Source organism: Streptomyces sp. NBC_00667 (assembly GCF_036226825.1).
In the GTDB taxonomy this organism is placed as follows: domain Bacteria; phylum Actinomycetota; class Actinomycetes; order Streptomycetales; family Streptomycetaceae; genus Streptomyces.
The window spans coordinates 2,767,104-2,785,000 of the sequence record NZ_CP109022.1 but is presented as its reverse complement, the minus strand read 5'-3'; the positions used below and the strand labels follow the sequence as shown (position 1 = coordinate 2,785,000).

Sequence of the window (17,897 nt, the reverse complement as noted above, 5' to 3'; positions counted from 1 at the left end):
GGAAAGGAAAGTGGTGGAGCCGACGAACCAGACTTGTAGTAGGTAAGCGATGGGGTGACGCAGGAAGGTAGTCCAGCCCGGGCGGTGGTTGTCCCGGGGTAAGGGTGTAGGCCGAGGGGTAGGCAAATCCGTCCCTCATTAAGGCTGAGACCTGATGCCGAGCCGATTGTGGTGAAGTGGATGATCCTATGCTGTCGAGAAAAGCCTCTAGCGAGTTTCATGGCGGCCCGTACCCTAAACCGACTCAGGTGGTCAGGTAGAGAATACCGAGGCGTTCGGGTGAACTATGGTTAAGGAACTCGGCAAAATGCCCCCGTAACTTCGGGAGAAGGGGGGCCATCACTGGTGAAGGAACTTGCTTCCTGAGCTGGGGGTGGCCGCAGAGACCAGCGAGAAGCGACTGTTTACTAAAAACACAGGTCCGTGCGAAGCCGTAAGGCGATGTATACGGACTGACGCCTGCCCGGTGCTGGAACGTTAAGGGGACCGGTTAGTGCGCTTTCGGGCGTGCGAAGCTGAGAACTTAAGCGCCAGTAAACGGCGGTGGTAACTATAACCATCCTAAGGTAGCGAAATTCCTTGTCGGGTAAGTTCCGACCTGCACGAATGGCGTAACGACTTCTCGACTGTCTCAACCATAGGCCCGGTGAAATTGCACTACGAGTAAAGATGCTCGTTTCGCGCAGCAGGACGGAAAGACCCCGGGACCTTTACTACAGTTTGATATTGGTGTTCGGTTCGGCTTGTGTAGGATAGGTGGGAGACTTTGAAGCCGTGACGCCAGTCATGGTGGAGTCGCCGTTGAAATACCACTCTGGTCGTGCTGGATGTCTAACCTCGGTCCGTGATCCGGATCAGGGACAGTGTCTGATGGGTAGTTTAACTGGGGCGGTTGCCTCCCAAAGAGTAACGGAGGCGCCCAAAGGTTCCCTCAGCCTGGTTGGCAATCAGGTGTTGAGTGTAAGTGCACAAGGGAGCTTGACTGTGAGACCGACGGGTCGAGCAGGGACGAAAGTCGGGACTAGTGATCCGGCGGTGGCTTGTGGAAGCGCCGTCGCTCAACGGATAAAAGGTACCCCGGGGATAACAGGCTGATCTTCCCCAAGAGTCCATATCGACGGGATGGTTTGGCACCTCGATGTCGGCTCGTCGCATCCTGGGGCTGGAGTCGGTCCCAAGGGTTGGGCTGTTCGCCCATTAAAGCGGTACGCGAGCTGGGTTTAGAACGTCGTGAGACAGTTCGGTCCCTATCCGCTGTGCGCGTAGGAATATTGAGAAGGGCTGTCCCTAGTACGAGAGGACCGGGACGGACGAACCTCTGGTGTGCCAGTTGTCCTGCCAAGGGCATGGCTGGTTGGCTACGTTCGGGAGGGATAACCGCTGAAAGCATCTAAGCGGGAAGCCTGCTTCAAGATGAGTATTCCCACCTCCTTGAGAGGGTAAGGCTCCCAGTAGACGACTGGGTTGATAGGCCAGATGTGGAAGCCCGGTAACGGGTGGAGCTGACTGGTACTAATAGGCCGAGGGCTTGTCCTCAGTTGCTCGCGTCCACTGTGTTAGTTCTGAAGTAACGACCGTGTTGTCATCCGGTTGGTCAACTTCATAGTGTTTCGGTGGTCATAGCGTTAGGGAAACGCCCGGTTACATTCCGAACCCGGAAGCTAAGCCTTTCAGCGCCGATGGTACTGCAGGGGGGACCCTGTGGGAGAGTAGGACGCCGCCGAACAATCATTGCGGGAAGCCCCGCACCAGCCCTCCGGGGCCGGTGCGGGGCTTTTCTGCGTTTACCGCGAGGTTGTGAGTCGGGCCAGTACGGGGGGCTGGACTGCGGCGGCGGCTGTCGATTCGCGCAGTAGGTCGGTCAGATCATGGGATCGCGCCCGTTCACTGGTCAGAGTGGCTGCTGTGATGCGGTCGAGTCGGAAGCCGCGGCCGGCACGGCGGGTGCGACACCAGGCAATGAGGTACCAGCGGCCGCCTGCGGCCAGGAGACCGGCCGGTTCCACTGCACGTCGGCTTTGCCCGCCTGCTGCGTCGGTGTAGGACAGCCGCAGCACCGTGCTGGTCGTGAGGGCCTGCTCGACCGATTCGCGGACTGCGCTGCCGGTCCGCGTCGGCAGCGAGACGATCCGTGCGGCGAGGTGTTGGGCAGCGACGGAGGCGGGGCCGGTCATCGAGGCCGTGATCTTCTGGGCTGCCGTGCGGGCTGCGCCGGCGTAGGGGGTGGAGATGTCGGCCGTGGCGAGCGCGGCGGTCAAAGCCGATGCCTCTTCGGCGGTGAGATGGATCGGGGGCAGGGTCATCTCCGGGGCGATCGACCAGCCGCCGCCCCGTCCGGGCACGGAGCGCACGGGTTTTCCGGCCTCCATCAGTGTCTGGAGATCACGCTGCACCGTGCGTGTGCTCACCTCGAACCGTGTGGCGAGAGCCGCGACCGTCACCGGCCGCGGCGCCGCCGCGCGCAACTCTTCGACCAGCGCGTACAGTCGGGAAGTGCGGTTCATGGCACCGACGCTACCGTCACGAGGTGGCCAGGAAGTCCCGCTCTCGCCGTAGCTCCCGCTCGGTGACGGTCAGCGGGAACAGGGTGAAGCCGTGCATCGCGCCGGCGACGACGCCGAGTCGCACGGGCGCGCCCGCCGCTTCCCACCGCGCGGCCAGGAAAAGAGAGTCGTCCAGCAGCGGATCCTCGGTGCCCACGACGATCCGGGCGGGCGGCAGCCCGGTCAGGTCCGCAAAAAGGGGCGAGACCTCCGGGCTACGGCGCTGCTCGTCTCCCATCCCCGGTGTGAACAGTTCGTAGCTGCCCCGCAGGCTGTCGGTGTTGCTCAGCAACCTCCGGTCGCCGAAGTTGCGCTGACTCGGTGTCATCGACAGGTCGTAGGGCCCGAAGAGCAGATGTGCTGCCCGGAAGGCTCCGGTGACGCCGTGTCGGTCGCGAAGGCGCAGCAGCGTCATGACACTGAGGTGGGCGCCGGCCGATTCACCGCCGATCAGCAGTCGTTGCGTTCCGAACTCGGCCAGGCCGTGGTCCACCAGCCAGCGGGCGGCGGTTTCGCAGTCGTCGGGTCCGGCGGGGTACGGGTGTTCCGGCGCAAGGCGGTAGTCGACGCTGACCACGGCCAGCCGAGCCCCCTCGGCGAGGCGCCAGAGCCGCTCGTCCTGTCCGTCGGCGGAGCCGAACGCCCAGCCGCCTCCGTGGATGTGCAGGTACACGCCGTCGACGTGGTCCGGCACGAAGGTCCGTACCGTCACTGCGCCGTCGATGACACGGTTCCGGCCGTGCGGCAGCCTCGTCGGCGGGGCGTCGCCGCCGAGCCGGTTGCGCCGCAGGAGCGTCAGCGTCGCCGCGCTCCGCGCCTGTTCGCCGGTCGGACGGTCCGCGCGGGCGGCTGCGAAGTGGTCGTTGAAGGTCAGGGTTTCTTCGAGGCAGTCCTGGTCTGTGATCGTCATGCCGCCGACGGTCGCAGCTGCCCGCGACAACGCCCTGTCACCCTTTTGGCGTGACCTGGGTCACTACCTACAGGCGGCCCGAGGCCTTGAGGGCGAGGTAGGCGTCCGCGAGGGCGGGGGCCAGGGTGTCCGGGGTGGCGTCGAGGACGTGGACGCCGAGGCGGGTGAGGTGGTCGGCGGTGCGGCGGCGCTCGGATTGGCTGCGGGTGGCGGCCGCCGCGTCGTAGACGGAGTCGAGGGTGCCGCGGGAGCGGGCCATCTCGGCGATGTGCGGGTCGGCGACGGAGGCGAGCAGGACCGTGTGGCGTTGGGTGAGGCGCGGCAGGACGGGGAGGAGGCCCTCTTCGATGGGGGCGGCGTCCAGGCTCGTCAGGAGGACCACCAGCGAACGGCGCGGGGCGGTGCGCAGGATGGTGGAGACGAGGGAGCGGGCGTCGGTCTCGACGAGTTCCGGTTCCAGGGTGGCCATGGCGTTGACGAAGGCGGGGAGGGTGTCGGCGGCCGAGCGGCCCTGGACCTGGGCGCGGGGGCGGCGGTCGTGGGCCAGGAGGTCCACGCGGTCGCCCGCCCGGGTGGCGAGCGCGGTGAGGAGGAGGGCCGCGTCCATGGCGGAGTCCAGGCGGGGGGCGTCGCCGACGCGGCCGGCCGAGGTGCGGCCGGTGTCGAGGCAGACGAGGATGTGGCGGTCGCGTTCGGGGCGCCAGGTGCGGACGGCGACCTTCTGGCCGCGGGCGGTGGCGCGCCAGTCGATGGACCGGGTGTCGTCGCCGGGGAGGTAGTCGCGCAGGCTGTCGAACTCGGTTCCCTCACCGCGCGTCAGGAGGCTGGTGCGGCCGTCGAGTTCGCGGAGCCGGGCCAGGCGCGAGGGGAGGTGCTTGCGGCTGGTGAACGGGGGCAGGACACGGACCGTCCAGGGCACGGTGTGGGTGCCCTGGCGGGACAGGAGCCCCAGAGGCCCGTAGGAGCGGACCGTGACGCGGTCGGCGTGGCGGTCCCCGCGGCGGGTGGGGAGCAGGTGGGTGGTGAGGCGGCGGCGTTCCCCGGCGGGGACGACCAGGTCGTGGCGGGACGCGCCGGGTTCGGTGCCGGCGGGCCAGCTGCTGGGGGGCCAGGCGTCGCGTACGCGGGCCCGCAGTCTGCGGCCGCCCGGGTTGGTGACCGTGAGGTGGACGTCGGCGGTCTCGCCCAGGCGCACGGAGGTGTCGCCGGAGCGGGCCAGCCGCAGGGCGCGGACGGGCGCCGCCAGGGCGTAGTCGACCGCGCAGGCCAGGCCGAGGGCGCCGTTGACCGCGAGGATGCCGGTCCAGCCGGGTTCGAGGATGCCGACGGGGAGGCTGCCGAGGGCCGCGAGCAGCGCGGCGCGTCCGGTGAGCGCCATCAGCGGGGGACGGGGACGTGGGACAGGATCGCGGTGATGACCGCGTCGGCGGAGACGCCCTCCATCTCGGCTTCCGGGCGCAGTTGTACGCGGTGGCGCAGGGTCGGCAGGGCGAGGGCCTTCACGTCGTCGGGGGTGACGTAGTCGCGGCCGGTGAGCCAGGCCCAGGCGCGGGCGGTGGCCAGCAGGGCGGTCGCTCCGCGCGGGGAGACGCCGAGCGTCAGGGAGGGCGACTCGCGGGTGGCGCGGCAGATGTCGACCACGTACGCGGCGATCTCGGCGGAGACGGTGGTGTTCTCGACCGCGGTGCGGGCGGCTTCGAGTTCGGCGGGTCCGGCCACCGGGCGGATGCCGGCGGCGTGCAGGTCGCGGGGGTTGAAGCCGGCGGCGTGGCGGGTCAGGACGCCGATCTCGTCCTCGCGGGACGGCAGGGGGACCGTCAGTTTGAGGAGGAAGCGGTCCAGTTGGGCTTCGGGGAGGGGGTAGGTGCCCTCGTATTCGACGGGGTTCATGGTGGCGGCGACGAGGAAGGGCTCGGGGAGCTTGCGGGGGACGCCGTCGACGGTGACCTGGCGCTCCTCCATCGCCTCCAGGAGGGAGGACTGGGTCTTGGGGGGCGTCCGGTTGATCTCGTCGGCCAGGAGGAGGTTGGTGAAGACGGGGCCGTTCTGGAAGGAGAACTCGGCGGTGCGGGCGTCGTAGACGAGGGAGCCGGTGACGTCGCCGGGCATCAGGTCGGGGGTGAACTGGACGCGCTTGGTGTCGAGTTCGAGGGACGCGGCGAGAGCGCGTACGAGGAGGGTCTTGGCGACGCCGGGGACGCCTTCGAGGAGGACGTGGCCCCGGCACAGGAGCGCGACGACGAGTCCGGTGACGGCGGGGTCCTGGCCGACCACGGCCTTCGCGATCTCGGTGCGGAGCGCTTCCAGGGAGGAACGGGCGCTGTCCGTGGTGGCCGTCATGAGGTGCGGACCTCTCTTTCGAGGGCGTCGAGGTGGTCGGCGAGCGCGACGAGTGCCGCGTCGTCGGGGGGCGGGGTGCCGAAGAGCAGGGTGGCGGGGTCCGTGGGACGTCCGGCGGTGAGCCGGGAGGTCACGGCGGGGAGCAGGGTGGCGGGCTCGTGGGCCTGGGTGGCGGGTACGCCGACCAGCGCGGCGAGGCGTTCGCGGCTCGCGGTGCGCAGCACGGTCGCGGCGCGGTCGCGGGCGCCGGCCCTGCGGTAGAGGCGGGCGCGGCCTTCGGTGGTCTCGGAGGCGCGGATGACCACCGGGAGGTCTTCGGTGACGAGCGGGCCGAGGCGGCGGGCCCGCCACAGGGCGGCGAGGGCGGCGGCGACGAACAGCTGGAGCAGGGCCCAGGTCCAGCCGGACGGGACGAGGTCGAGGAGGCTCTTGTCCTCGGGGGCTTCGTCCGGGGCGAGCTGGTCGGCGGGGCCGGGGAGGTACCAGACGAGTGCGGGGCGGGTGCCGAGGATCTGGAGGGCGAGGGAGGCGTTGCCCTCCTCGGCCAGGGTCCGGTTGAGCAGGATGCTCTCGGAGCCGACGAGGACGGTGTCGCCGTCCTTGGCGGGCGCGGGCAGCACGAGGAGGGTGGCGCGGCCGCCGTCGGGGTAGCAGGCGGTGGCCGCAGTGAGGCCGGTGCTGTAGCGGGGGCCGTCCCCGGTGGTGGCGCGGCCGGCGGCGCGGGCGGCGGGCAGCGCGCAGTCCGGGTCGAGGACGCGGTGGTCGGAGTACGGGTGGGCGCGTACGGCGGGGGCCAGCTCCGGGAGGCTCGTGGAGGTCGGCGCGAGGAGTACGGTGCGGCCGCCGGAGCGTTCGGAGGCGCTGCGCAGGGTGCGCAGGCGGGTGTCGTCGAGGGTGTCGGGGTCGGTGACCAGCAGGGTGGTGCGGGGGCCGGTGGCGGCGGCCGCTTCCTGGGCGGTGGTGACGACGCGGGTGGTGACGCCCCGCTGGTGGAGGAGTTCGGCGACGGCGCGGCTGCCGTAGGGGTCGGGGGAGCGGGGGTCGAGGCGGCCGTGGTGTCCGTCGGACTGGAGGGCGGCCAGGGTGACGCCGCCGACCAGGAGGACGCCGAGGGCGGCCAGGAAGCCCCGGGAGCGGAGCCAGAGGGTGGTGGTCCGGGGTATCGCCGCGGTGGCGACAGGGGCGGCTGTGGCCGGATCCTGGGGGGTCCGGGCGGTGGAGGTGGGGCCGGTCATGCCGTGGGTCCCGTCAGGAGCGGGGTGGCGCGTTCCAGGGTGAGGTCGAGGGTGCGCAGCCGGCCGTAGGTGTCGGGGTCGCCGGTGCGGCCGCCGTAGGTGACGTCGTCGAAGGCGCGGGCCGCGGCGCGGAGGTCGTCGGCGTGCTGCGGGAGGCCTGCGGCGGCTTCGGCGGCGGCCTCGTCGGCGGTGCGTCCGGGGCGCGGGTCGAGCAGGGTGCGTTCCTCCAGGGCGCGTACGACGGCGCGCATCCGTTCTTGGACGGCTTCGGTCCAGCGGCCGGCGGCGGCGTGGGCGTCGGCGGCGGCGCGGTGGTCGGCGGCGGTGCGCGCGGCTTCGCCGAAGAGGGTGCCGGCGGACGTGGCGGTGCGGCGGGGGGTGCCGAGCCGCCACCACAGGGCGCCGATGGCCAGGGCGGCCAGGAGGACGACGACGGACAGGCCGACCGCGCCTCCGGGGGTCGCCCCGGAGGCACGGTCGAAGAAGTCGCCGAGCCAGTCCCAGAACCGGTCCAGCGCCCGCTGGAGGGGGCTGGGGTCGTTCTGGTGGTACAGCGGCTTGGACAGTTCGCGTTCGGCCGCCTCGCGGGCGGCGTCGCGCCCGGTCGTCACCGGTGGTGTGGCGGCGGCGACGGCGATGAGTCCCCCCGTGCTCATCGGTGTGTCAGCCTCCGTACCCGGGGCCGCCGGCGGTGCTTTCGTAGCCCTGGAGGCCGGCCGCGCGGCCGAGTTCCATGTCGAGGGCCTCGCGGCGGATGCGCTGGTCGATGTACAGCAGGACGGTGACGCCGGCTTGCATCGGCAGGACGAACGTCATGCTGATGACCGCGCCGATGCCGCTGATGAGCAGGAACGACCAGGACTGCGCGACGGAGCCGTCGGCGAGCCCGGAGAGGCCGCCGGAGTTGGTGAGCAGGGCGAGGACGGTGAAGGGCAGGGTGGCGATGCCCGAGACGATGGCGGCGATGACGGTCGTGAGGACCGTGATGCCGAACATCCGCCACCAGGAGCCCTTGACCAGCTTGGCGGAGCGCTTGAGCGAGGTGATCACACCGGCCCGCTCCAGCATCAGGGCCGGTGAGGCCAGCAGGAAGCGGAACCACAGCCAGACGAAGACCGGCAGGGCGAGGAGTGCGCCGAGGAGGGTGAAGCCGACGCTGCCGAGGAGCGCACCCGGCAGGATCAGCACTCCGACGAGGACGGCCGCGCCGACGCCGAGGAGCAGGGTCAGTCCGATCAGCGGCAGCAGGCGGGGGCGTGCCTCGCGCCAGGCCTCGCCGACCGAGGAGGGCCGGCCGATCACGGCGCGGCTGTAGATCACGGTGAGCAGCGCGGTGGCGAGGACGCCGAGGAGGAGCTGGATGAAGCCGTTGGAGACGCTGAGGACGAGGGTGTCGCGCAGGTCGCCGAAGAATTCGCTCTCGCTCGTGTCGGCCGTGGCGGTGGCGATGTTGCCCAGGCCGTACTTGCGGACCAGCATGCTGCCGACCTCGGTGAGGACGGACACGACGAGGCTGACGGACAACACGGAGCGCCAGTGGCTGCGCATCGTGCTGACCGCGCCGTCGAGGATCTCGCCGAGGCCGAGCGGGCGCAGCGGGATCACGCCGGGCTTGGCGGCCGGGGGCGGCCCCCAGGGGCCGCCGGGGTGGCCGTACTGGCCGCCGTAGGGGGAGCCGTACTGTCCGGGCTGCCCGGGCTGGGCCCCGTACGATCCCCAGCCGGCGCCCTGCTGCGGCTGTGGCGGGGGCGTCTGTGCGGGCGCGGGGGCCTCGGCGGCGGGGCTGGACCACTGGCCGGGAGGCGGCTGCGCCTGGGACCACTTGGAGTCGGCGGGAGGCTGTGCGGGGGGCTGTATGCCCTCCGGCGTACCCGGGCCGCCCGGGCCGCTCTGACCGGCTTGGCCGCCCTCGCCTTCCGACGGGGAGGGCCCGGGCGAAGCCCAGCCCGGAGAGTCGTTCATCTCGCTCCTTCACGTGCGTCCGCTGCGGCAGGGGCGCAGGTCGGCTGCCATCGTGCCACGCGGGAACGGGGAGCGGGCCGGGTGTCCGCCAAGATCCGGTGCGCTCCCGCCTACAAATGTCGCCCGGATCCGGGGCAGACTGGTCGCCCGGATCGCCACGCAGGTCGAAGGGGCGATTTCCAGCCCTTTTGGCTGTGGGGCAGCTCACCGCCAGGTAACGATTAGCTAATGGGATGATGTCAAGCATGAAGGGACGAGTCCTTGTCGTTGACGACGACACCGCGCTGGCCGAGATGCTCGGCATTGTGCTGCGTGGAGAAGGTTTTGAGCCGTCGTTCGTAGCGGACGGTGACAAGGCATTGGCGGCCTTCCGGGAGGCGAAGCCGGACCTGGTGCTGCTCGACCTCATGCTGCCCGGACGGGACGGCATAGAGGTGTGCAGGCTGATCCGGGCCGAATCGGGCGTGCCGATCGTCATGCTCACGGCGAAGAGCGACACCGTCGACGTCGTCGTGGGCCTGGAGTCCGGGGCCGACGACTACATCGTCAAGCCGTTCAAGCCGAAGGAGCTGGTGGCCCGCATCCGGGCCCGCCTGCGCCGCTCGGAGGAACCGGCGCCCGAGCAGCTGGCCATCGGTGACCTGGTCATCGACGTGGCCGGGCACTCCGTCAAGCGCGACGGTGCCTCGATCGCCCTGACCCCGCTCGAATTCGACCTGCTGGTCGCCCTCGCGCGCAAGCCCTGGCAGGTCTTCACCCGTGAGGTGCTGCTGGAGCAGGTCTGGGGCTACCGGCACGCGGCGGACACCCGCCTGGTCAACGTGCACGTGCAGCGGCTGCGCTCCAAGGTCGAGAAGGATCCCGAGCGCCCCGAGATCGTCGTGACGGTCCGCGGTGTCGGCTACAAGGCCGGACCGAGCTGACATGCAGCCCGGCAAGCCCCGGGGCGGCTCCCGTCGGGGAGCCCTGCGGGGCGGCCGACTGCTCAAGGACCGAGTGGCCGGCAGCCCCGTGCTGCGGCTGTGCGTACGCCTCGTGCGCCGGCCGCTGCTTCCGGCTGTCCGGCTCTGGCGGCGCAACATCCAGCTGCGGGTCGTCGCCACCACCCTGCTGCTCTCGCTCACCGTCGTCCTCGCCCTGGGCTTCGTGGTCATCGCCCAGGTCAGCAAGGGCCTCCTCGACGCCAAGGAGGAGGCCGCGCAGAGCCAGGCCGCCGGTGGCTTCGCGGTCGCACAGGAGAAGGCCAACACGCCCTTCGCCGCCGACGGGGCCGACGTCACCGACAACAAGGTCGGCCGGGACGCCAGCACCTGGATGAACTCCCTCGTCAAGCAGCTGGCCAGCGGTGGCCAGACCGCCTTCGAGGTCGCCGCGCTCGGCGCGGGGGCGGGAGAGCCGGCCGCGCCCGGCGCCCAGGGCGTCAAGGGCGCACGCGCGTCCGGCAACGTCGATCCGACCGCCAGCGTCCCCCTCAGCCTGCGCCGCGCCGTCAACCACTCCACCGGCACCTTCAAGACCTTCTCCGAGATCCGCTACACCGCCGGCTCCGGGGAGAAGGCGCCCGCGCCCGCGCTGGTCATCGGCAAGCGGCTCACCGACATCAACGGCGACCCGTACTTCTTGTACTACCTCTTCCCGCTGACCCAGGAAGAGGAGTCCCTCAACCTCATCAAGGCCACCATCGCCACCGCCGGCCTGTTCGTCGTCGTGCTGCTCGGCGCCATCGCCTGGCTCGTGGTGCGCCAGGTCGTCACGCCCGTCCGGATGGCCGCCGGGATCGCCGAACGGCTCTCCGCCGGGCGGCTGCAGGAGCGGATGAAGGTCACCGGCGAGGACGACATCGCCCGCCTGGGCGAAGCCTTCAACAAGATGGCCCAGAACCTCCAGCTCAAGATCCAGCAGCTGGAGGAGCTGTCGCGGATGCAGCGCCGGTTCGTCTCGGACGTCTCCCACGAGCTGCGGACCCCGCTGACGACCGTCCGGATGGCGGCCGACGTCATCCACGACGCCCGCGTCGACTTCGACCCCGTCACCGCCCGCTCCGCCGAACTGCTCGCCGGACAGCTCGACCGCTTCGAGTCGCTCCTCGCGGACCTGTTGGAGATCAGCCGGTTCGACGCGGGCGCCGCCGCCCTGGAAGCCGAGCCCATAGACCTGCGCGACGTCGTGCGCCGCGTGATCGACGGCGCCGAACCGCTGGCCGAGCACAAGGGCACCCGGATCCGGGTCCTCGGCGACACCCAGCCCGTCATCGCCGAAGCCGACTCCCGGCGCGTCGAGCGGGTGCTGCGCAACCTCGTCGTCAACGCCGTCGAACACGGGGAGGGCCGCGACGTGGTGGTCCGGCTCGCGTCCGCGGGCGGGGCCGTCGCCGTCGCCGTACGCGACTACGGGGTCGGGCTCAAGCCCGGCGAGGCCACCCGCGTCTTCAACCGGTTCTGGCGCGCCGACCCCGCCCGTGCGCGGACCACCGGCGGGACCGGCCTCGGCCTGTCCATCGCCGTCGAGGACGCGCGGCTGCACGGGGGCTGGCTCCAGGCGTGGGGCGAGCCCGGAGGCGGCTCGCAGTTCCGGCTCACCCTGCCGCGCACGGCCGACGAACCGCTGCGCGGCTCCCCGATCCCGCTGGAACCCGAGGACTCCCGCTCCAACCGGGCCAGGGCCGCCGCCGAGGCAGCGGCCCGCGCCGGCTCCGCCAACGGCCCGGCGGGGGACGGGCCCCGGCCCGCCGACCGCTCCCCGATACCGCCGCGCCCGGCGGTCGCCACCGCCATGCCGGTCCCCGCCGATCCGACGGCGCTGCCCGGCAACGGGGCCCGGGTCGTGGCGCGTCCCATCGACCAGGCGGCCGATCAGGCCGCCGAGCAGCCAGCACAGGAGGACGGACCCGGTGGACGCTGAGCGCGGGCCGGCACACGTACAGGCCCGGCAGGGCAGGACGGGGCCGTCGGCCGTCCGGGCCCACGCCGCGCTCGGCGCGCTCGCCCTGCTGCTCGCCGGCTGCGCCTCCATGCCCGACAGCGGGGAGATCCGGCAGGTCCAGGCCTCGCAGGGCGTCGACTCCCAGGTCCGGGTGTTCGGCGTACCGCCCGCCGACAACGCCAGCGCCGCCGACATCGTCGACGGCTTCCTGGAGGCCATGACCAGCGACGACCCGCAGCTGGAGACGGCCCGCAAGTACCTCACCCAGGAAGCCGCGAAGAACTGGAAGCCCGGCTCGGCCGTCACCGTGCTCTCCTCGGGCCTCGACCGCTTCCCCGTCCAGGGCACCAAGGAGCCCGAGGACACGCGGTGGAAGGTCACCGGCAAGAAGCTCGCGACGGTGGACGAGCGCAGCGCCTACCAGCCGGAGACCGGCGGGGTGCGCTACGAGGAGGAGCTCCAGCTGGTCCGGGAGAAGGACCAGTGGCGGATCGCGACCCCGCCGAGCAGCCTCGTCCTCAGCGAGTCCGACTTCCAGCGCATCTACAAGCCCGTCAACAAGTACTACTTCGCGGGCGGCACGCTCGTCGCCGACCCGGTGTACGTGCGCCAGCGCAGTGACCCCGACTCGCGGATGGACCCCACCACCCAGACCGTGCAGTCGCTGCTCGCCGGACCTTCCAAATGGCTGGCCCCGGTCGTCACCTCCAGTTTCCCCACCGGGACGGAACTGCGCGCGGGCACCAAGTCCCTCTCGTACGACGGCCAGAACACGCTGCGCGTGCCGCTGAACGACAAGGCGAAGAACGTCGCGCAGCCGCAGTGCCAGAAGATGGCCACCCAACTCCTGTACACGGTGAGGGACCTGACGGCGTCCCGGCTCGACCGCGTGGAACTGCTGCGCCCCGACGGCAAGACCTCGCTGTGCTGGGTCACGCGTTCGGCCGCGGTGGCGATCGCCAACCCGGCGCCCAACCCCGAGCACCAGTACTACGTCGACAAGGACTTCCGGCTCGTACGGATGTCCCTCAACGTCAAGGCCGAGGACCAGCAGCAGGACAAGCCGGAGCCCGTGCCCGGGCCGCTGGCGACGGCCACCGGGTTCAAGGTGGGTTCGGCGGCCGTCACCTACGACGAGAAGCGGGCCGCGGTCGTCTCCGACGACGGGCACGGTCTGTACGTGGTGACGCTGACGACCGCCGGACCGATGCCGCAGCCGCTGCCCCTTCCGGCGGGCCGGACCGGCAAGCTGACCGCGCCCAGCTGGGACACCCACGGCGACCTGTGGATCGCGGACCTCGACCCGCAGAACCAGGGGCTGTGGCGGGTGCCGGGCGGTACCGGGACACCGCAGAAGGTGGAGGTGGCCGGGCTGGACGGCGGCCGGATCACCGCCGTCAAGGCCTCCCCCGACGGGGTGCGCATCGCGCTGCTCGTCGAGAAGGACGGCAGTCGCAAGAACCTGTACACGGGGCGGATCGAGCGGCCCGACGGCAAGGCGGACGCCTCGCCGGTCTCCGTCCGCGAGCTGCGGCCGGCGGCTCCGCAGATGGCGGACGTGATGGCGATGAGCTGGGGGCCGCGGGCCCGGCTGCTCGTGGTGGGCCGGGAGAGCGGCGGGGTCGTGCAGGCCCGCTACATGCTCTCCGACGGGTCGACGGCGGCCGCGAGCCTGCCCGGCGCCTCCGGTCTGGCCGGGGTCGCGACGACCGAGGACGAGGAGAAGCCGGTGGTGGCGTTCTCCGACGAGGACGGCATCGTGTGGCTGCCGCCGGGGGCGCAGTGGCGCACGGTGGCGGCGGGCGGCCGCGCGCCGGTCTACCCGGGCTGAACCGCGCGCCCCCTCAGCGGGTGCGGCGGGCTCCGGCTCCCGGTTGTCCACAGGGGTGGCGACCGGTCCGGCCGGGCGGCACAGTCCTCGTATGCGGGGGTGGTGGCAGGAGCTGGCGGGGCTGGTGCTGCCGGCCGACTGCGCCGGGTGCGGGGCGCCGAGGGTGGTGCTGTGCGCCCGGTGCCGGACCGCCCTGGGCGGCAGCGGCGCCGGACGGGTGCGGCCCGCGGCGGCTCCGGCCGCCCTGCCCGTGGTGCACGCCGGCGCGGCGTACGGGGGCGCGGTACGGGCCGTCGTGCTGGCCCACAAGGAGCGCGGCGCGCTCCCGCTGGCGGGCCCCCTGGGCGCCGCACTGGCGGCGGCCGTGCTGGCGGCGGCCGTGCTGTCGACGGGCTCGGGCGGGGCGGGTGGGTTAGGGGAGGGGGAGGCGGGGGAGCTGGCCCTCGTCCCGGTGCCCTCCACCCGCCGTCAGACCCGGGCCCGCGGCCACGACCCGGCACGCCGGATCGCGCTGGCCGCCTCGGCGCGACTGCGCGGGGCCGGTGTTCCCGCGCGGGTGGCTCCCGTCCTGCGGTTGCGGCGCCGGGTCGCCGACCAGGCGGGTCTGGGAGCCCGGGAGCGGTGGGTGAACCTGGCCGGGGCCCTGGAGGTGCGCCCGGCCGGGGTGCGCCTGGCGGGCGGGGCGCGGATCGTGGTGGTGGACGACGTACTGACGACCGGCGCCACCCTGGCGGAGGCGGCGCGGGCGCTGCGGGCCGGCGGGCTGCGGGTCGCCGGGGCGGCGGTGGTGGCGGCTCCGGCGGGCGCCTTCGGGCCGGACCGGCCGTCGCCATGCCCTCCGCCCGGGGAATCCGGCGCGTGGACCGCATAGATGTGGAACCCGGGGGGAAGGCGGCTCGTTACAGATCACAAGAGATGCCCAAGACGTGCACAAGAGCAAAAAGCGAGCTGAACAGAACTGAACGGAGGTATGTTCCGGCAGCGGGTGCCGACAACCGGCAGAGAGAGATATGTTCGGTTGTGAGGACTGGCGATCCTTGGGCCCCACGTCATCGGAGCACCGACCCGCCCGTTTTTGAATCTTCGTGTCAGAGGGTGTCTCTCTGCTCCGAAGTCGGTGGGATGTGGATCTTGCCGATGGGGGAGTAGGAGGTGAAAGTCGCCAAGTCCGAGGCTCTGGTGTTCACCGGAGCCTGGTGCGAAAGGGAGACGCTTCGCCCCGAAAGGCGGAGCTATCCGGGAACGGAGTTCTGCGTGGACATCGTCGTCAAGGGCCGCAAGACCGAAGTGCCCGAGCGGTTCCGCAAGCACGTGGCCGAGAAGCTGAATCCCGAGCGGATCCAGAAGCTCGACGCCAAGGTGATCAGCTTGGACGTCGAGGTGTCCAAGGAGCACAACCCGCGCCAGGCCGACCGTTCCGACCGCGTGGAGATCACCCTGCACTCGCGGGGCCCGGTGATCCGGGCGGAAGCCGCGGCAGCAGACCCGTACGCGGCGCTGGACCTGGCTCAGGACAAGCTGGAGGCCCGGCTGCGCAAGCAGCACGACAAGCGCTACACCCGCCGCGGCAACGGCCGACTCTCGGCGGCCGAGGTCGCCGACGTCGTGCCGGGCGTCGCACAGCTCAACAGCAACGGGGAGCCCGTCTCCGAGGAGCGCACGGACGGGGTCCCGACCACCCGGATCGGGTCCCTTGAGGTACAGGGCGAGGGCCCGCTCGTCGTCCGGGAGAAGACCCACTCCGCCGCACCCATGTCGCTCGACCAGGCCCTGTACGAGATGGAGCTGGTCGGCCACGACTTCTACTTGTTCGTCGATGCCGACAGCAAGCTGCCCAGCGTCGTCTACCGGCGTCACGCCTACGACTACGGCGTCATCCACGTCAATCCCGACGGCGCCTCCAGCACGGAGGAACCGCGCGGCGGCGCCGGCGGATCGCTCGGCGGCTGAGCGTTCGAACCTTGCCCCCGTGGAGTGCCGTCCCGGCCTCCGCGGGGGCACTTGTATGACGCGTATGAGCCAGTCGGCCCTCCGACGGGGCCCCTCCCCGGGGCCGGGGCATGGAATCATGGCGGGCAGTCAGGCGGCGGCCCAGCCCGCCGCCTTGGCCCGACAGGCGGCACGGGCGGTCGGCCCGGGCGGTGGGCGGGCGAGCAGGTCGAGCTCGGCACATGCAGGGGGAGGAACGATGGCGGACAGCTTCGGGCCGGTACGCGGTGACGACGGCGCGGGCTGTCGTGAGGCGGGGCGCGTGGCGGACGGTCACGGGGACGCCCCGGCCGACGGGTCCGCCGGGGAGCCGATCCGGGTGCTCGTGGTGGACGACCACGCCCTCTTCCGGCGCGGGCTGGAGATCGTCCTCGCCCAGGAGGAGGACATCCAGGTGGTCGGCGAGGCCGGGGACGGCGCGGAGGCGGTGGACAAGGCCGCCGACCTGCTGCCGGACATCGTCCTGATGGACGTACGGATGCCCCGGCGCGGCGGCATCGAGGCGTGCACCACGATCAAGGAGGTGGCGCCCTCCGCGAAGATCATCATGCTGACGATCAGCGACGAGGAGGCGGACCTCTACGAGGCGATCAAGGCGGGCGCGACGGGGTACCTCTTGAAGGAGATCTCGACGGACGAGGTCGCGACCGCGATCCGGGCGGTGGCGGACGGCCAGTCGCAGATCAGCCCGTCGATGGCGTCGAAGCTGCTGACCGAGTTCAAGTCGATGATCCAGCGGACGGACGAGCGCCGCCTGGTACCGGCGCCCCGGCTCACGGACCGGGAGCTGGAGGTCCTCAAGCTGGTGGCCACGGGCATGAACAACCGGGACATCGCCAAGGAGTTGTTCATCTCCGAGAACACCGTGAAGAACCACGTGCGCAACATCCTGGAGAAGCTCCAGCTGCACTCCAGGATGGAAGCGGTGGTGTACGCGATGCGCGAGAAGATCCTCGAGATCAGGTAGCCGGCTGCGCGTGGCGTCAGCCCAGCGCGGCCAGTTCAGCCGTGACCGCCGCGGCCTCCGCCGGGGTGCCGGCCCGCTCCACGCGCACGGAGTCGCAGCCCACCCAGGACGCCGCCTCCAGCAGGGCCTCGGCCATCGGCCGGGCGGCTTTGGGGCTGGTCAGGGAGAGCTGCCGGGCCACCAGCGTGGCACCCTCGCGGGCCGGATCGACCCGGCCCTGGAGCCTGCCGGCGGCCAGCAGCGGCATCGCGAAGTAACCGTGTATCCGCCGTGACTTGGGGACGTACGCCTCCAGTCGGTGCGTGAAGCCGAAGATCCGCTCCGTCCGCGCCCGGTCCCACACCAGGGAGTCGAACGGCGACAGCAGCGTCGTGCGGTGGCGGCCGCGCGGGACCGTGGCCAGCGCCGCCGGATCTGCCCACGCGGCCCTTCCCCAGCCCTCGACCGCCACGGGCACCAGCCCCGAGTCGGCGATCACCGTGTCGACCTGGTCGCCCTTGAGGCGGTGGTAGTCCGCGATGTCGGCGCGGGTGCCGACGCCCAGGCTCTGTCCGGCGAGCGCGACGAGCCGGCGCAGGCACTCGCGGTCGTCCAGGTCGTCGTGGAGCAGCGCGTCGGGGACGGCCCGCTCGGGCAGGTCGTAGACCCGCTTCCAGCCGCGCCGCTCGGAGCAGACCACCTCACCGGTGTCCAGCAGCCACTCCACCGCGATCTTGGTTTCGGACCACTCGAACCACTCCCCGCCGTTCTTGGCGCCGCCCAGCTCGGTCGAGGTCAGCGGGCCGTCGGCCCTGAGGCGGTCCAGGACGGCCCGGGTCGAGCGCTCCTTGTCCTGGAGGACGTGCCACCGGTGGCCGCGCGCCCGGCGGGCGCGGCGGCGGAACGCGAAGTGCGGCCACTCCTCGATGGGCAGGACGCAGGCCGCGTGGGACCAGTACTCGAAGGCGTGGCGGTCGGACCAGTAGGCCTTCTCCACGGTGTCGCGGCCCACGGCGCCCAGGCGCGCGTAGGGGACCAGCTCGTGCGAGCGGGCCAGCACGGAGATCGTGTCCAGTTGTACGGCGCCCAGGTGGCGCAGGACCCCGCGGACGCCGCCCCGGCGGTCGGGCGCCCCGAGGAAACCCTGCGCGCGCAGGGCTATCCGGCGCGCCTCGTCGGCGGACAGGGACACGGTCGGCGGCGGCGCGGTCGTCATGGC

Annotated in this window: 14 protein-coding genes and 2 rRNA genes (1 of these 16 only partly in view); 8 read left to right on the top strand and 8 right to left on the bottom strand. The window is 71.6% G+C overall.

What is annotated here, in order from left to right:
• Positions 1-1,536: ribosomal RNA gene (locus OHA81_RS13030) — 23S ribosomal RNA — on the top strand; it begins 1,587 nt to the left of the window's first position.
• Between the two features lie 73 nt (positions 1,537-1,609).
• Positions 1,610-1,726 (top strand): 5S ribosomal RNA (rrf, locus tag OHA81_RS13025).
• Positions 1,727-1,784: 58 nt separating this feature from the next.
• Here rrf and OHA81_RS13020 read toward each other — a convergent pair.
• The 7 genes from OHA81_RS13020 to OHA81_RS12990 form a co-directional block, all read right to left on the bottom strand.
• A complete protein-coding gene (locus OHA81_RS13020; protein WP_329195693.1) occupies positions 1,785-2,504 on the bottom strand; it encodes a helix-turn-helix transcriptional regulator in 720 nt (239 codons plus the stop codon).
• 16 nt (positions 2,505-2,520) lie between these two features.
• A complete protein-coding gene (locus OHA81_RS13015; protein ID WP_329195691.1) occupies positions 2,521-3,453 on the bottom strand; it encodes an alpha/beta hydrolase in 933 nt (310 codons plus the stop codon).
• A 67-nt stretch (positions 3,454-3,520) separates the two neighbouring features.
• Positions 3,521-4,831, bottom strand: coding sequence for a DUF58 domain-containing protein (locus OHA81_RS13010; protein ID WP_329195689.1), 1,311 nt, complete (start codon positions 4,829-4,831; stop codon positions 3,521-3,523).
• Positions 4,831-5,793, bottom strand: a complete 963-nt coding sequence (locus OHA81_RS13005; protein WP_329195687.1) for an AAA family ATPase — start codon at positions 5,791-5,793, stop codon at positions 4,831-4,833. Before OHA81_RS13005 ends, OHA81_RS13010 begins: the two co-directional genes overlap by 1 nt.
• Positions 5,790-7,028, bottom strand: a complete 1,239-nt coding sequence (locus OHA81_RS13000; RefSeq protein ID WP_329195685.1) for a DUF4350 domain-containing protein — start codon at positions 7,026-7,028, stop codon at positions 5,790-5,792. Before OHA81_RS13000 ends, OHA81_RS13005 begins: the two co-directional genes overlap by 4 nt.
• The gene (locus tag OHA81_RS12995) at positions 7,025-7,684 is read right to left on the bottom strand and encodes a DUF4129 domain-containing protein (protein ID WP_329195683.1); all 660 of its coding nucleotides are present in this window, start codon (positions 7,682-7,684) and stop codon (positions 7,025-7,027) included. Before OHA81_RS12995 ends, OHA81_RS13000 begins: the two co-directional genes overlap by 4 nt.
• Positions 7,685-7,691: 7 nt before the next feature.
• Positions 7,692-8,990: a hypothetical protein gene (locus OHA81_RS12990; protein ID WP_329195681.1), complete on the bottom strand. Its 1,299-nt coding sequence runs from the start codon at positions 8,988-8,990 to the stop codon at positions 7,692-7,694.
• Positions 8,991-9,223: 233 nt separating this feature from the next.
• On the opposite strand from OHA81_RS12990, the gene mtrA reads away from it, so the two are divergent.
• From mtrA to OHA81_RS12960, 6 genes are all read left to right on the top strand, one after another.
• Positions 9,224-9,913 (top strand): two-component system response regulator MtrA, encoded by a 690-nt coding sequence (mtrA, locus tag OHA81_RS12985; protein WP_189973359.1) that lies wholly within the window; start codon positions 9,224-9,226, stop codon positions 9,911-9,913.
• A gap of 1 nt (position 9,914) precedes the next feature.
• Positions 9,915-11,891: an MtrAB system histidine kinase MtrB gene (gene mtrB, locus OHA81_RS12980; RefSeq protein ID WP_329195679.1), complete on the top strand. Its 1,977-nt coding sequence runs from the start codon at positions 9,915-9,917 to the stop codon at positions 11,889-11,891.
• Positions 11,881-13,743, top strand: a complete 1,863-nt coding sequence (locus OHA81_RS12975; RefSeq protein WP_329195678.1) for an LpqB family beta-propeller domain-containing protein — start codon at positions 11,881-11,883, stop codon at positions 13,741-13,743. Before mtrB ends, OHA81_RS12975 begins: the two co-directional genes overlap by 11 nt.
• A gap of 91 nt (positions 13,744-13,834) precedes the next feature.
• Positions 13,835-14,614, top strand: a complete 780-nt coding sequence (locus OHA81_RS12970) for a ComF family protein (RefSeq protein WP_329195677.1) — start codon at positions 13,835-13,837, stop codon at positions 14,612-14,614.
• Between the two features lie 383 nt (positions 14,615-14,997).
• Positions 14,998-15,693 carry a ribosome hibernation-promoting factor, HPF/YfiA family gene (gene hpf / locus OHA81_RS12965; RefSeq protein WP_443056763.1) on the top strand — a complete coding sequence of 232 codons (696 nt, stop codon included), beginning with the start codon at positions 14,998-15,000 and terminating at the stop codon, positions 15,691-15,693.
• A gap of 238 nt (positions 15,694-15,931) precedes the next feature.
• Positions 15,932-16,699: a response regulator transcription factor gene (locus tag OHA81_RS12960; RefSeq protein ID WP_329195675.1), complete on the top strand. Its 768-nt coding sequence runs from the start codon at positions 15,932-15,934 to the stop codon at positions 16,697-16,699.
• A 16-nt stretch (positions 16,700-16,715) separates the two neighbouring features.
• Here the strand turns inward: OHA81_RS12960 and OHA81_RS12955 are convergent, their stop codons facing one another.
• Entirely contained in the window at positions 16,716-17,894 is a 1,179-nt protein-coding gene (locus OHA81_RS12955; RefSeq protein WP_329195674.1) for a winged helix-turn-helix domain-containing protein, read from the bottom strand.
• Positions 17,895-17,897 lie beyond the last annotated feature (3 nt).

Coding starts and splice junctions, on each gene's coding strand:
- OHA81_RS13020 (WP_329195693.1), bottom strand. CDS start 2,504: ATGAACCGCACTTCCCGACTGTACGCGCTGGTCGAAGAGTTGCGCGCG.
- OHA81_RS13015 (WP_329195691.1), bottom strand. CDS start 3,453: ATGACGATCACAGACCAGGACTGCCTCGAAGAAACCCTGACCTTCAAC.
- OHA81_RS13010 (WP_329195689.1), bottom strand. CDS start 4,831: ATGGCGCTCACCGGACGCGCCGCGCTGCTCGCGGCCCTCGGCAGCCTC.
- OHA81_RS13005 (WP_329195687.1), bottom strand. CDS start 5,793: ATGACGGCCACCACGGACAGCGCCCGTTCCTCCCTGGAAGCGCTCCGC.
- OHA81_RS13000 (WP_329195685.1), bottom strand. CDS start 7,028: ATGACCGGCCCCACCTCCACCGCCCGGACCCCCCAGGATCCGGCCACA.
- OHA81_RS12995 (WP_329195683.1), bottom strand. CDS start 7,684: ATGAGCACGGGGGGACTCATCGCCGTCGCCGCCGCCACACCACCGGTG.
- OHA81_RS12990 (WP_329195681.1), bottom strand. CDS start 8,990: ATGAACGACTCTCCGGGCTGGGCTTCGCCCGGGCCCTCCCCGTCGGAA.
- mtrA (WP_189973359.1), top strand. CDS start 9,224: ATGATGTCAAGCATGAAGGGACGAGTCCTTGTCGTTGACGACGACACC.
- mtrB (WP_329195679.1), top strand. CDS start 9,915: ATGCAGCCCGGCAAGCCCCGGGGCGGCTCCCGTCGGGGAGCCCTGCGG.
- OHA81_RS12970 (WP_329195677.1), top strand. CDS start 13,835: ATGCGGGGGTGGTGGCAGGAGCTGGCGGGGCTGGTGCTGCCGGCCGAC.
- OHA81_RS12960 (WP_329195675.1), top strand. CDS start 15,932: ATGGCGGACAGCTTCGGGCCGGTACGCGGTGACGACGGCGCGGGCTGT.
- OHA81_RS12955 (WP_329195674.1), bottom strand. CDS start 17,894: ATGACGACCGCGCCGCCGCCGACCGTGTCCCTGTCCGCCGACGAGGCG.